The sequence below is a fragment of the Pseudomonas sp. SbOxS1 genome (assembly GCF_013416725.1).
Classification (GTDB): Bacteria; Pseudomonadota; Gammaproteobacteria; order Pseudomonadales; family Pseudomonadaceae; genus Aquipseudomonas.
This window is the reverse complement of record NZ_JAAVXC010000007.1, coordinates 303,848-317,623: the sequence shown is the minus strand read 5'-3', so window position 1 is coordinate 317,623 and position 13,776 is coordinate 303,848. Positions and strand designations below refer to the sequence as shown.

Genomic DNA, 13,776 nt, shown 5'->3' with positions numbered 1-13,776 from the left:
CTTCGGGTTCGCTTGGCAAAAGTGGCATCAGTTTTTGGCGACGGGCCTGGAGGCTTTTTCGACCTGATCCCAGACCCGCAGGAAATTGCCGCCCCAGAGTTTGGCGATATCGGCTTCGCTGTAGCCGCGGCTGATCAGCTCGGCGGTCACGTTGCGTGCCTCGCTGACGTCCTTCCAGCCGTCCAGGCCGCCGCCATCGTTGAAGTCGGAACTGATGCCGACGTGATCGATGCCGATTTTCTTCACCGCGTAGTCAATCGCGTCGCCGTAATCCTTGAGGGTGGCCTTGGGTTCTTCGTCGACAATGGCGTAGAGCTGGCTGGCGTATTCGCCGAAACGTTGTTCAGACCATACGGTGATGATCGGGTCGCCCGGCATCAACGCCATCTCCAGGCCTTGTAGCGGTTGCAGGTCGAAACGCGCACGCAGGGCGTTGAGTTTGTCCTGGGTGGCCTGGCTCAGCGGGCGGATGTAGGTCGGGAAACCGACGATCTGCACCACGCCGCCGCTGTCCTTGATCAACTGCATTTCGTGGTCGCTGAGGTTGCGCGGGATGTCCACCAGGGCGCGCGGGGCGGAGTGCGACGCCACCATCGGCGTGCGGCTCAACCGGGCCACTTGCTCCAGGGCCTTGGTCGACATCTGCGATACATCGATGATCACGCCCAGGTCGTTGAGACGGTGCACCGCCTGCTTGCCGATATCCGAGAGACCGCCGAGGGCATCCCGGGAATCGTTGAAGAACGGCAACGGCCTGGACGAATCGGCCCAGGCGTTGTTGCCCACATAACTGAAGCCGAACATGCGCATGCCCCGCGCAGCCCATTTGTCCAGGGCATTGAGGTCGTTGCCCAGGGGGTAGGCGTTGAGCATGCTCAGGAAGATCGCGAACTTGCCTTCGCCATGCAGGCGCCGGAAATCGTCGGGGGTATAGGCGATGGCGGCCTGGTTGGGGAAGTCACGCACCAGGGCGCTGATGATCTTGTAGCGGGTTTCCTGTTCGAAGCGTGCCTCTTCGATGAAGCCGGCGGTGGGGCGATGCGGTGCGTTGGGGCCGTTCCAGATTTCCGGCCAGCCGAAAATCGTCAGGGCCGCCCCGGACAGGCGTCCGCGCCCGGTCTTGACCAGGTCGAACTGGCCGCTGCCGTCCTTGTCGGCTTCATTGCCGGCAGTGCCGAAATCCATGGGCACGGTGATGTGGCTGTCGAACGAGAGAAGGCGCTCATGCAGTTCATCGGCCTGCTTCATCACCTTGACCGGGTAGCCGGGATTGTCCTTGAACCAGTAATCCCAGGCCGCAAAGCCTGCCCCCGCGGTGATCGCCAGGGCCAGCGGCAGGCCGATGAAAAGAGCCTTTTTCGAACGTGGTTTTGTCATTGCCGTCTCAGTCAGGGAGCCTTTGCTATCTGGGAGGAACGAGTGGCTGGCCAGAGAATTTAGTAGGGCAGGATCGTTCCCACGCTCTGCGTGGGAATGCAGCCCGGGACGCTCCGCGTCCCAAAGAGCCGAACGCGGAGCGTCCGTTGAGGCATTCCCACGCAGAGCGTGGGAACGATCATCAGCGGTGCGCCGTAAATTTTTCTGGGCAACAAACGTTCTAGCTTGGATAAAGCCTGCTTCATGGCTGACACAGGTAGGGCAATGAAGATTTCTCGACGATGGTTCATGGCAGGCCTGGCGCTGACCGGTGCTGCCGTGCCCGCGGCTTTTTATGGGCATCGCCAGTGGACGAAGCCGGATCCCACTATCACCCCCGGCGAAGCGTCGTTCGATGTGGCGGATGTCGCCGGCCAACGCTTGGCGGATACGCTGCGCGGTGTCTGGCAGATCCGTTTCGAAGGTCGTGATGCCGGGCTCGAAGGCTTGCCACTGGACGGACTGGAGCTGTTTCTCGACATCGGCCACAAGGGCCGTGGCCTGGTGGGTTTTCTCGACACCGCCGAGCGTTTGCGTTCACACGAAGCACCGCGCTATCAGGTGCTCGGTGATGTGGCCGGGGTCAAGCCGGCGCAGTTGAGTTGGCGCTTGCTCAGCGCCCGTGGCAGTTGTGATTACGAGTTCAGCATGACGCTGGACGAAGTCTGGGCCGGTTTCGGCAATGCCGGCAGCGGCAGCCTCAGTGGTCGCGTGCTGGATCTGGATCGTCCGTTGATGATGACGGCCCAGGATAATCGCTTCGTCGCGGTCAAGAAGGTGTTCCCCGAGGCCCGCGAACGCACCGGTCTGAATCCGCCGCTGCTGGCCTGGCTGACGTCCCAGGAGCATCGCTTGTTCCACCAGCTCTGGCATGCGTCCAGGGATAAATGGCACACCTTGCCCGAAGACAAGCGCAATGCCTTGCGCGGCATTGGCTGGCAGCCCGGGCCGCGGGACAAGGAGCGTGACGCCCGTGGCACGCGCAAGGATCGCAACGGCTCCGGCGTGGACTTTTTCTTCATGCACCGGCACATGCTCGGCACCGCGCGTTCGATGCAGGACTTGCCGTCGTGGACGCAGTTCCCCTTGCCGCAACCGGAGCTGCTCCGGGACCGCATCGGCTTCGCCCATTATTTCGACAACCATGACGGCACGGCGCTGCCGCCTACCTGGCTGGCCGAAGACGATGACGAGTATTCGCAGTGGGTCAGCGACATCAAGACCGCCGAGACCTACCACAGCAATTTCCAGGTCTGGGAGTCGCAGTACCGCGACCCGCGTTACCTGTCGAAGTTGACCCTGGGGCAGTTTGGCTCGGAGGTGGAGCTGGGCCTGCATGACTGGCTGCACATGCGCTGGGCCTCGGTGCCGCGCGATCCGTCCAACGGCCAGCCGGTGCCGTTCGCTCGCGATCCGGCGGACTTTTCCGCGCGCTGGTATGCGCCGGAAAACGACTTTCTCGGTGATCCTTTTTCGTCCCATGTGAACCCGGTGTTCTGGCACTTCCACGGCTGGATCGACGATCGCCTGGAAGACTGGTTCCGTGCCCATGAGCGCTTTCATCCGGGGGAGGTGAGTCGGCTTGAGGTCAATGGCGTGCCGTGGTTCGCGCCGGGGCGCTGGGTCGAAATCGATGACCCGTGGCTGGGGCCGGATACCCATGGTTGCAACACCACGCCGGGGTTACAGGCGGGCAAGTCGGTGGAGATGGACCCGGAGACCATGAAGCTGGCGCTGCGGATTACCTTTGGTGAGGATGAGAAGAAGCTGGCGGATCTGTTCAGGAAGGTGCCGCAGCGGCCTTGGTATGCGCGGAATCTGAAGGCCAAGCCGGTCGTTACATGATCGTTCCCACGCTCTGCGTGGGAATGCCTCAACGGACGCTCCGCGTTCGGCTCTGGATGGGACGCAGAGCGTCCCGGGCTGCATTCCCACGCAGAGCGTGGGAACGATCAACTACAAAACCTGCCACCCACCCCCAAGCGCCTTGTACAACGCAATACTCGCCTGCATCCGCGACAGCCTCAGCTGCACATTCAAATCCTGCGCCGCATACAGTGTGCGTTGCGTCTCCAGCACCGTCAGCAAATCCTCGGCCCCCGCTTCATAGCGGCTTTGGGCGATGTTGAACGCGGTCTGCGCCTGGTTCAGCTCCTCGCTTTGCCACTGGCGCTGTTCGTCCAGCCCGCGAATGCTGTTCAAGGCTTTTTCCACGTCGGCGAAGCCATTGATGATGGCGCCGCGGTAGGTTTCCAGCAGTTCTTCCTGGCGGCCCAAAGCCTTGTCGCGCTCGGCGCCCAGGCGCCCGTTGTTGAACACCGGGGCGAGTAAACCGGCGGTGAGGTTGTAGAAGGGGCTGCGCAGGATGTCGCCGGCACGGTCGGCACCGGAGCCGATTTCCGCGCTCAGGGTCACGGTCGGCAACATCGCGGCGCGGGCGACGGTGACGTCGGCCTGGGCGGCGGCCAGTTGCGCTTCGGCCCGGGCTATGTCCGGGCGGCGGCTGAGCAATTCGCTGGGGACGCCCGCGTCGATGGCGGGCCAGGACAATTGATCGAAGTGTTCCTGGCCCAGCGCCAGTTCCTGCACCGGGCGGCCGAGCAGGGTGGCGAGGCTGATCTGCGCGTCGATGGCCTGTTGCTGCACCAGCGGCAACTGCCGTTGTTGCGCAGCCACCAGGCTTTTCTGCTGGGCCAGCTCCAGGGCTGTCGCCGAACCTGAGTCGTAGCGGGTCTGCACCAGTTTCAAGACGTTCCGGGCGTTGGCCAGATTGAGCTCGGCAATGCGGCTCTGCTCCTGCAACGACAATGTTTGCGCATAGGTGTTGGCGACCCCGCTGAGCAGCGTCAACTCGACCGTCGCCTGATCGAACTCGCTGGCCCGCAAGGCGAATTGCGCACTGTCGCGGGAAGCGCGCTGGCCACCCCAGAAATCGATTTCGTAACTGGCCGTGAGGTTGGCGGTGAAGTAGTCGACCGCGTTGTTATCGCTGTCGGCGTCGAGTTGACTGTAGCCGTTGCCGCGCAGCAACTTCTGCCGGTTGGCGTTCAAGCCGGCCTTGACCTCGGGCAACTGCGAGCCGCCGGCGACTACCGTTTGGGCCTGTGCCTGGCGTACTCGGGCAATAGCGGCGGCCAAATCGTAGCTGCCGACCTGGGCTTGTTCGATCAAGCGGCCAAGATGTGGACTGCCGAAACGGTTCCACCATTGCGCATTGCTGCGGGCGGCACCTTGGTCATGGGGCGATTGCCAGGATGAGGGCGGCACGATGCCGCTCTCCGGACGCTGGACAGGTGTGCCACAGGCACCGAGCAGCAGGCAAAGGGTCAGCAAACTCAGTTGCGGCTTCATCAAAAGATCATTCACTGGTAAGGGCCGTGACCGGGTCGAGTCGGGCAGCTTTGCGGGCCGGCATGAAGCCGAAGACGACACCGGTGACCAGGGCGCAGCCGAAGGCGCCCAACACCGCTATCAAGGAAAACGCGACGGCGACTTCGCTGAGGATCAGCACGCCGCCGACAATCAGCGCCAGGGCGATCCCGGCCAGTCCACCGACCACCGAAAGCATCACCGCTTCGGTGAGGAACTGGCGCAGGATGTCGCGCTGGCGGGCGCCGGTGGCCATGCGGATGCCGATCTCACGGGTCCGTTCGCGGACGGTCATGAGCATGATGTTCATCACGCCGATGCCACCCACCAGCAGCGAAATCGCGGCAATCGAACCGAGCATCAGCGACAGGGTGTTTTGCGTGCGCGCTTCGGCCTGGATCATCGCCGCGTTGTTGGTCAGCTCGAAATCCTTCTTGCCGTTATGCAGGCGCAGCATCAATTGCTCAATGGCCTGTTCCGTCTCCTTGACCTTGCGCGCATCGGCGGCGGCAATCGCGATGTATTCCGGGTTGTGGGTGCCGAACAGCCGCACACTGGCCGCGGAGTAGGGGATGGCGATGCGGTCGTCACTGTCGGAGTCGCCGGAGCTGGCGCCTTTTTCCGCCAGCACGCCGACCACCTGGAAGGGCACGTTTTCGATCAGGATGTATTGGCCGATGGGATTGGCCACGTCCTTGAGCAGCTTGGTCCGCACCTTGTGGCCGATCACCGCGACCGCCGCGGCGTTTCGCTCATCGGCCTCGGTGAAATAACTGCCTTGCACCACCGGCCAGTTGAAGATCGCCGGGAAGTTGGTGTCGTTGCCGCCGACGTAACTCAGGTGGTCGAGGTTACCGAAACGGACCCCGGCTTCCTGGCCGTTGACCGGCATGATGCGCATGACCTGGGGCAGGCTCGCCACCGCCTTGACTTCGTCCAGGGTGACGATGCCCTGCGGTGTTCGCGGGTTGGGCGACGAGCCGCTGAGGTAAATGATGTTGGAGCCGAACGCGCCCATCTGCGCCATGACCTGGCGCTTGCTGCCTTCGCCGACGGCCAGCATCACCACCACCGAAGCGACGCCGATGATGATCCCCAGCAGCGTCAGCGCGGTGCGGAACTTGTTGATCCACATCACCCGCCAGGCAGCTTGCACCGCATCGACCAGTTCGCCTTTCCAGGCGCCGCTGGCTTGCGCGCCTTCAGACAGGCGCTTGCGCAGATCCACCGCTTGCAACGCGCCGGGATTGGCGCAGGTTTGCGCGGCGGGGTTGTCCCGGGCGCTGTCGCTGATGATCAGGCCGTCGCGGATCTCGATGATGCGCTTGGCCCGCGCCGCCACCTCGCGGTCGTGGGTGATGAGGATCACCACGTGACCCTGGCTCGCCAGCTCATCGAGCAGCGCCATGACTTCCTTGCCGCTGTGGCTGTCGAGGGCGCCGGTGGGTTCGTCGGCGAGGATGATGTGGCCGCCGTTCATCAAGGCGCGGGCAATGGACACCCGTTGCTGCTGGCCACCGGAGAGCTGGTGCGGACGATTGCCTGTGCGCGTGGCCAGGCCGAGGCGCTCGAGCAGGGCGGCGGCGCGGGCATGGCGTTCGGCGGCCGGGGTGCCTGCGTAGATCGCCGGCATTTCGACGTTTTCCTGGGCCGAGCCGGACGGGATCAGGTGGTAACCCTGGAACACGAAACCAAAGGCTTCGCGGCGCAGCCAGGCCAGTGCATCACTGTCCAGTGCGGCGACGTTTTCTCCGGCGAAGCGGTATTCGCCCGAGGTCGGACGGTCGAGGCAGCCGAGGATGTTCATCAGTGTCGACTTGCCGGAACCGGAGGCGCCGACGATCGCCACGAATTCACCGGCATGGATCGACAGGTCGATGCCGCGCAACACGTGGACTTCAGGGGCGTCGCCACCGCCGTAGGCTTTGCGGATGTCCGAAAGGTCGATCAGGGGCGTTTGCATTCAACCGCCACTCCCGTCGGCCGGGCCGATCAGCAAGTGATCGCCTTCCTGCAGGCCGTCGAGGATCTGCACCCGCAGGCGGTCGCTGATGCCGGTGCGGACATTGCGCTGTTCGATGCTGCCGTTTTTGGCCACCACTTGCGCGGTCTGGCTGTCGGCTTGCTCGCCGGCCTGCAGGGCGGCGATCGGTGCGGTCAGGACGTTCTGCGCCTGGTCTGCGACGAAAAATACCTGGGTGGTCATTTCCGCCATCAGCGCGTTGTCGGCGTTGTCGACGTCCAGTAGCACGGTGTACAGCACCACCCGCGCGCTGCCGCTTTTGCTCGAGCTGGCTGGGCTGCCGCCGCCCTGGCTGGTCTGGTCCAGGGGTTTGGGCGGTACCGGCAGAATCTGCCGTACGGTGCTTTTCCAGCGCCGGGTGCCGCCGCTGAGGGTGGTGAACCAGGCGTTCATGCCGGGTTTGACGTGGCCGATGTCGGCTTCGGAGACTTCGGCCCACACGGTCATCGGCGACAGCTTGGCGATGCGCAAAATCAGCGGGGTCTGTTGCTGGGCGTTGAGGGTCTGGCCTTCCCGGGCATCCAGTGCGACCACGGTGCCGGACATCGGCGCATAGATCCGGGTATAGCCGAGCTCGGCCTGATCGCTGCGCAGGCTGGCCTGGGCCTGGCGAATCTGCGCCTGGAACATGTCGATGCGCGCCTGGGTCGCACGCAGTTCGGCCCGGGCGGTCTGCACGTCTTCTTCGCGGGTGGCATTGCCGGCCTTGAGGTTCTGCTGACGCTGGTACTTCTGTTCGGCGAGGTCGTGTTGCGCGCGTTGCTCCTGCAGCTGCGCCTTGAGGTTTTCGATGGAGAAACGCCCGGCATCGAGTTTGGCCTGTTGCGTGGAGGGATCGATCTCCACCAGCAACTGGCCTTCCTTGACCACGTCCCCGACTTCCACATGGATCTTTTGAATCTGCCCGGACGCCTGGGCGCCGACATCGACATAACGCCTGGGTTGCAGGGTACCCAAGGCCGTGACACTGCTTTCGATGTCGGCGCGGGTGACCTGCACGGTGGCGAACTGGTCACGCCCGGGCGGGATGAACTGCCAGGCCGCGACGGCGATAACAGGGATCAGGCTGAGTGCTACAAGCAGGGCGCGTCGGGTGTGACGGGGACGATTCATGCAGGGTTCCGGCCAAAGGATTTCGGCCCGTCGTTCAGCGCGCAAGGTTCGGGCAGAGACGGGGAGCTGTCCTTTATACGATGAAAGAAGCGGGGAATTTAGCCGCGGACATAAGGCGTAACACCTGTGACTTACCTCACTGATCGTTCCCACGCAGAGCGTGGGAACGATCAAAAGCAGAAGATCAAAAGATCGCAGCCTTCGGCAGCTCCTACTATTTGTCGGGCAAGACAAAGCAATACTTTAAATCTATATGAGAATTACTATAAATTACGCACTTCAAATTGCCACTATCGTGCCACTGTCTGTTTTTGTGGGCGAAGAACGGGCTCAAGGACAGAAACCGCACCCCTGCGGACGGGAGTCATGTTGGAAAACTACTATCGAGAGCTGGTGTGTTTCCTCAACGCCAAGCTCGGCAACCGCCAGGTGGCCGAAGATGTGGTGCATGACGCTTATCTGCGAGTCCTGGAACGCTCCAGCGACACGCCGATCGAGCAGCCCCGGGCCTTCCTTTACCGCACGGCCTTGAACCTCGTGATCGACGATCACCGACGCAATGCATTGCGCCAGGTCGAGTCGCTGGAAGTGCTCGACAACGAAGAGCGCTATTTCAGCCCATCGCCCCTCAGTAGCCTCGACCATGGCCAGCGCCTGGACATGCTCCAGCGCGCCCTGGCGGAATTGCCCCGGCTGTGTCGCGAGAGTTTCCTGCTGCGCAAGATCGAAGGCCTGTCACACCCGCAGATCTCCGAACGCCTAGGCATTTCCAAGGCTCTGGTGGAGAAACACATCGTCAATGCGATGAAGCATTGCCGGGTGCGGATGCGCCAATGGGATGGGCATTGATCCCAGCCGGTTTGTCAAAATTTCGTTAAATTTCATTTCACTGTCCTCGTTCCTAATCACAGACGATCTGCTGTCCTGCTCAAGGCCGGCCAGGTCACTTAGGCTTATCTCCCCGCCGCTCGGGGTTCATCCAGAGGACACTGGAAATGACACAGGCAATTGCATCGCCCATCGTTCACGACCTGATCGGCGTCGGTTTCGGCCCTTCGAACCTGGCACTGGCCATCGCCCTGCAAGAACGCGGGCCGAGCCAGGGCGAACTGGATGTGCTGTTTCTCGACAAGCAAGCCAACTACAGCTGGCATGGCAACACCCTGTCGACCCAGAGCGAGCTGCAGATTTCCTTCCTCAAGGACCTGGTGACCCTGCGCAATCCGACCAGCCCTTATTCGTTCGTCAATTACCTCAAGGCCCACGGTCGCCTGGTGGACTTCATCAACCTGGGCACCTTCTATCCATGCCGCATGGAGTACAACGACTACCTGCGCTGGGTGGCCGCGCAGTTCGATAAACAGAGCCGTTATGGCGAAGAAGTGCTGACCATCGAGCCGGTGCTGCACAACCAGCAGGTCGAAGCGCTGCGGGTGATTTCTCGCGACAGCACTGGGCATCAACATGTGCGAACCACCCGTTCGGTGGTGGTCAGCGCGGGCGGCACGCCGCGAATCCCCGAGGCGTTCAAGGCGCTCAAGGGCGACAATCGGGTGTTCCACCATTCGCAGTACCTGGCGCAGATGGCCAAGCAGCCGTGCGTGAACAACCAGCCGATGAGCATCGCGATCATCGGTGGCGGGCAGAGCGCTGCCGAAGCCTTCATCGACCTCAACGACAGTTTCCCCTCGGTGCAGGTGGACATGATCCTGCGCGGTTCTGCCCTGAAACCGGCGGACGACAGCCCGTTCGTCAACGAAGTGTTCTCGCCGGAGTTCACCGACCTGGTGTTCCAGCAGGTAAGCAGCGAACGTGAGCGCCTGGTCAACGAATACCACAACACCAACTATTCGGTGGTGGACATCGACCTGATCGAGCGCATCTACGGCATTTTCTACCGGCAGAAAGTCTCGGGCATCGCTCGCCATGCGTTCCGTACCCTGACCACCATTGAAAGCGCCAGCGCCACCGAGCGCGGCATCGAACTGGCGGTGCGCAACAACGCCACCGGCGAAGTTACGGTCCGTCACTACGACGCCGTGGTGCTGGCCACCGGTTACGAGCGGCAGATGCACCGCAAGCTGCTGGCCCCGCTGGAGCAGTACCTGGGTGATTTCGAGGTGGATCGCAACTACAAATTGATCACCGATGAGCGCTGCAAGGCCGGCATCTATATGCAGGGCTTCTGCCAGGCCAGCCATGGCTTGAGCGACACGCTGCTGTCGATCCTGCCGATTCGCGCGGACGAGATCGCCGGGTCGTTGTATGACCATGGCAAGAAGCGCGGGCATCGCTCGATGGCGGATTTGCTCCTGGCGGCAGCCAGCTAAATCTTCGGCGGCTTTGAGGCCGCCTTCGCTGCGATGCGGCGACCCGACAAGCCAGCTCCTACAGGGGATCACGTCGCGGCGAAAATCCACTGTAGGAGCTGGCTTGCCAGCGAAGAGGCCCCGAAGAACACCACAAAGCTTGATTCCTGAACCCTGCCTGAAGAACCCTGCGATTCCCCCAATGTTCCCCAACGGCGCGTTTACTCTCCAGAAACGAGGCTGACTCTGGGGGCGCTGCCATGAACCTGACCCTGCTCAAGGAATTCTTCGCCGGATTCCTGCGCACCCGCCACATCGCCCGACATTTCCGTCGCTTGGCGCTGCTGGAAAATTTCACCGACACCACGGTCAGCCGCGAGGTGCCGCCGACCCTCGCGCACACCCTGGTCCGCGCCGCGTCCAGTGACAGCGGCCCGTTGCTGGACGCCCTGGGCAGTCACACCGACGGCTTGAGTGAACTTCAAGCCCAAACATTGCGCGGGCAATGGGGGCTCAACGAAGTCGAGCACGAACAGCCGTTGCCGTGGTGGACGCACCTGTGGCACTGCTACAGGAACCCGTTCAACCTGCTGCTGACATTGCTGGCGGTCATCTCCTGGCTGACCGAAGACATGAAGGCCGCGATCGTGATTTTTTCCATGGTGGTGCTCTCGACCCTGTTGCGCTTCTGGCAGGAAAGCAAGGCCAACCAAGCCGCCGACGCGCTCCAGGCGATGGTCAGCAACACCGCGACGGTGCTGCGTCGAGACTCGGAAAATAAGGGCGCGCAGCGCGTCGAATTGCCGATCAGGCAACTGGTGCCGGGGGACCTGATCCTGTTGTCGGCCGGCGACATGATTCCCGCCGATTGCCGGGTGCTCAGTGCCAAGGACCTGTTCGTCAGCCAGGCGGCCATGACCGGCGAATCGATGCCGGTCGAAAAATTCCCGCGTCAGCGCGACAACGACACGGTCAACCCACTGGACCTGGACAACATTCTGTTCATGGGCACCAACGTGGTGTCCGGTACGGCCATGGCGCTGATCCTCACTACTGGCAACAGCACCTATTTCGGTGCACTGGCGCAACGGGTTGGCGCCACCGACCGCGCACCGACCTCGTTCCAGACCGGGGTCAACAACGTCAGCTGGTTGTTGATCCGGTTCATGTTCGTCATGGCGCCGCTGGTCTTGTTCATCAACGGCTTCACCAAGGGCGACTGGACGCAAGCGTTGCTGTTCGCACTGTCGATTGCCGTCGGCCTGACCCCGGAAATGCTGCCGATGATCGTCACCTCGACCCTGGCCAAGGGGGCGGTATTCCTGTCGCGCAAAAAAGTCATCGTCAAACGCCTGGACGCCATCCAGAACTTCGGCGCGATGGATGTGCTGTGCACCGACAAGACCGGCACACTGACCCAGGACAAGATCTTCCTGGCACGTAGCATCGATGTGTGGGGCAATGATAGCGACGACGTACTGGAAATGGCTTACCTCAACAGCTACTACCAGACCGGCCTGAAAAACCTGCTGGATGTGGCGGTGCTCGAGCATGTGGAAATTCACCGGCAACTGAAGGTCGGCACGGCGTATCGCAAGGTCGACGAGATCCCGTTCGACTTCACCCGGCGGCGCATGTCGGTGGTGGTCGGCGCGGGTGATCAACCGCATTTGCTGATCTGCAAAGGCGCCGTAGAGGAAGTGCTGGCGGTCTGCACCCGGGTGCGCCACGGCGTGGTCGATGAAGGGTTGAGCGAAGCGCTGCTGGCACGGATCCGCCAGGTCACAGCGGCGTTCAACGGCGAAGGGCTGCGGGTTGTCGCGGTGGCGGCACGGCCGATGCTCGAGGGGCGTGACACTTTCAGTCTTGCGGATGAACAGGCGCTGACGCTGATCGGCTACGTGGCGTTCCTTGATCCGCCGAAAGACAGCACGGCACCGGCGCTCCGGGCGCTGGCGGCCCATGGCGTGGCGGTGAAAGTGCTTACCGGCGATAACGAACTGGTGACGGCGAAGATCTGCCGCGAAGTCGGCCTGGAGCAACAGTGCCTGCTGCTGGGCAACGACGTCGAACGCATGAGTGACGCCGAACTGGCGGTAGCCGTGGAGCGCGCGAACGTCTTCGCCAGACTGACGCCGTCGCACAAGGAACGCATCGTGCGCCTGCTCAAGGGCAATGGCCATGTGGTCGGGTTCATGGGCGACGGCATCAACGACGCTGCGGCCCTGCGCACCGCCGATATCGGGATTTCCGTGGACAGCGCCGTCGACATCGCCAAGGAAGCGGCCGACATCATCCTCCTGGAAAAAAGCCTGATGGTGCTGGAGGAGGGCGTGCTGGAAGGGCGGCGGACCTTCGCCAACATGCTCAAGTACATCAAGATGACCGCCAGTTCCAACTTCGGCAATGTGTTCTCGGTGCTGGTGGCCAGTGCGTTCATTCCATTCCTGCCGATGCTGCCGATGCACCTGCTGGTGCAGAACCTGCTCTACGACATTTCGCAGACCGCCATTGCATTCGATAACGTCGATGAGCAAATGCTCAGGCAACCGCAACGCTGGCAGCCGGCGGATGTCGGTCGGTTCATGCTGTTTTTCGGGCCGATCAGCTCGATCTTCGATATCAGCACGTTCGGGCTGATGTGGTACGTGTTCGACGCCAATACTCCAGCTCAACAAACCCTGTTCCAGTCCGGCTGGTTCGTGGTCGGGTTGCTGACCCAGACACTGATCGTGCACCTGATCCGTACGCCGAAGATCCCGTTCCTGCAGAGCCGTGCGGCGATGCCGCTGATGGTGATGACCGGGGTCATCATGGCCGTGGGGATTTTCCTGCCGATGGGGCCGTTGGCGCACTACTTCAAGCTGCAGGCGTTGCCGTCGCTGTACTTCCTGTTCCTGCCGGTCATCCTGCTGGCTTACATGGGCCTGACCCAGGCGGTGAAAGGGTTCTACATTCGTCGGTTTGGCTGGCAATAGCCGGTAGGGATCATTTCCCACGCAGGCGTGGAAAATGATCCGCGTCAGACTTAGCCGGCGGTATTTCGGATTTTTCCTACAGAATGCGCGGTAGGTCTTCCGTAGCCTTGCCCCCTCATCAATTTGACCCGGGGGGCCACGTTGCCCAGCAAGTCCTTACGCATCCTGATCGCTGACAATCAACACTTCAACCGGATGAAAATCGAGCGGTTGTTCAACCAGCTCGATTATTTTCGGGTGGCTCCGGTGCAAAGCCTCGAGGAGCTTCTGAACCTGGTCGAATATGGCTGCGAGCCATTCGATCTGCTGGTCATCAATGCTGGCCTTGGGCACGGCAAGCTGAACCTGCTGGATTTCTGTCTCGACAACGGGCAGCTGGCGCACGCGCTGATCTTCGACGGCCAGCGCGCGCAACTCCCCGTCATTGCGGCATGCGAGCGGCACAAGGTGCAGGTGAGCCACGCCTTGCTGCCGGATCTGGCGACGATCCAGCGATTGATGGCGATCATCGATCGACCCCAACCGTTCGTCGGCACTGTCATTTCTGTCAGGTAGTTCAATCGGGTTT

At 62.2% G+C, this 13,776-nt stretch carries 9 protein-coding genes; 5 read left to right on the top strand and 4 right to left on the bottom strand.

Annotated features, from left to right (window positions below; genetic code table 11):
- Nucleotides 1-27 precede the first annotated feature (27 nt).
- Nucleotides 28-1,377 (bottom strand): pyoverdine-tailoring dipeptidase-like protein PvdM, encoded by a 1,350-nt coding sequence (gene pvdM, locus HFK74_RS11900; protein ID WP_180203667.1) that lies wholly within the window; start codon nucleotides 1,375-1,377, stop codon nucleotides 28-30.
- A 264-nt stretch (nucleotides 1,378-1,641) separates the two neighbouring features.
- On the opposite strand from pvdM, the gene HFK74_RS11895 reads away from it, so the two are divergent.
- Nucleotides 1,642-3,261 carry a PvdJ/PvdD/PvdP-like protein gene (locus tag HFK74_RS11895; RefSeq protein WP_180203666.1) on the top strand — a complete coding sequence of 540 codons (1,620 nt, stop codon included), beginning with the start codon at nucleotides 1,642-1,644 and terminating at the stop codon, nucleotides 3,259-3,261.
- Between the two features lie 111 nt (nucleotides 3,262-3,372).
- Here HFK74_RS11895 and HFK74_RS11890 read toward each other — a convergent pair whose 3' ends face one another.
- From HFK74_RS11890 to HFK74_RS11880, 3 genes are read right to left on the bottom strand one after another with little or no spacing between them, the layout of a single operon-like run.
- Nucleotides 3,373-4,767: an efflux transporter outer membrane subunit gene (locus tag HFK74_RS11890; protein WP_180203665.1), complete on the bottom strand. Its 1,395-nt coding sequence runs from the start codon at nucleotides 4,765-4,767 to the stop codon at nucleotides 3,373-3,375.
- 7 nt (nucleotides 4,768-4,774) lie between these two features.
- The gene (locus HFK74_RS11885) at nucleotides 4,775-6,748 is read right to left on the bottom strand and encodes a MacB family efflux pump subunit (protein ID WP_180203664.1); all 1,974 of its coding nucleotides are present in this window, start codon (nucleotides 6,746-6,748) and stop codon (nucleotides 4,775-4,777) included.
- Entirely contained in the window at nucleotides 6,749-7,921 is a 1,173-nt protein-coding gene (locus tag HFK74_RS11880; protein WP_180203663.1) for an efflux RND transporter periplasmic adaptor subunit, read from the bottom strand. It abuts the gene before it with no gap.
- A gap of 366 nt (nucleotides 7,922-8,287) precedes the next feature.
- Here HFK74_RS11880 and HFK74_RS11875 point away from each other — a divergent pair, with 366 nt between their 5' ends.
- From HFK74_RS11875 to HFK74_RS11860, 4 genes are all read left to right on the top strand, one after another.
- A complete protein-coding gene (locus HFK74_RS11875; protein WP_180203662.1) occupies nucleotides 8,288-8,770 on the top strand; it encodes a sigma-70 family RNA polymerase sigma factor in 483 nt (160 codons plus the stop codon).
- A gap of 146 nt (nucleotides 8,771-8,916) precedes the next feature.
- Nucleotides 8,917-10,251, top strand: coding sequence for a lysine N(6)-hydroxylase/L-ornithine N(5)-oxygenase family protein (locus HFK74_RS11870; RefSeq protein ID WP_180203661.1), 1,335 nt, complete (start codon nucleotides 8,917-8,919; stop codon nucleotides 10,249-10,251).
- A gap of 239 nt (nucleotides 10,252-10,490) precedes the next feature.
- On the top strand, nucleotides 10,491-13,208 hold the full coding sequence (gene mgtA / locus HFK74_RS11865; RefSeq protein WP_180203660.1) for a magnesium-translocating P-type ATPase: 2,718 nt from the start codon (nucleotides 10,491-10,493) through the stop codon (nucleotides 13,206-13,208).
- Nucleotides 13,209-13,349: 141 nt separating this feature from the next.
- Entirely contained in the window at nucleotides 13,350-13,763 is a 414-nt protein-coding gene (locus HFK74_RS11860) for a response regulator (protein WP_180203659.1), read from the top strand.
- The last annotated feature ends 13 nt before the right edge of the window (nucleotides 13,764-13,776 follow it).

Excerpts from the sequence above, each read along its gene's own strand:
- pvdM (WP_180203667.1), bottom strand. The coding sequence starts at position 1,377 with ATGACAAAACCACGTTCGAAAAAGGCTCTTTTCATCGGCCTGCCGCTG.
- HFK74_RS11895 (WP_180203666.1), top strand. The coding sequence starts at position 1,642 with ATGAAGATTTCTCGACGATGGTTCATGGCAGGCCTGGCGCTGACCGGT.
- HFK74_RS11890 (WP_180203665.1), bottom strand. The coding sequence starts at position 4,767 with ATGAAGCCGCAACTGAGTTTGCTGACCCTTTGCCTGCTGCTCGGTGCC.
- HFK74_RS11885 (WP_180203664.1), bottom strand. The coding sequence starts at position 6,748 with ATGCAAACGCCCCTGATCGACCTTTCGGACATCCGCAAAGCCTACGGC.
- HFK74_RS11880 (WP_180203663.1), bottom strand. The coding sequence starts at position 7,921 with ATGAATCGTCCCCGTCACACCCGACGCGCCCTGCTTGTAGCACTCAGC.
- HFK74_RS11875 (WP_180203662.1), top strand. The coding sequence starts at position 8,288 with ATGTTGGAAAACTACTATCGAGAGCTGGTGTGTTTCCTCAACGCCAAG.
- HFK74_RS11870 (WP_180203661.1), top strand. The coding sequence starts at position 8,917 with ATGACACAGGCAATTGCATCGCCCATCGTTCACGACCTGATCGGCGTC.
- mgtA (WP_180203660.1), top strand. The coding sequence starts at position 10,491 with ATGAACCTGACCCTGCTCAAGGAATTCTTCGCCGGATTCCTGCGCACC.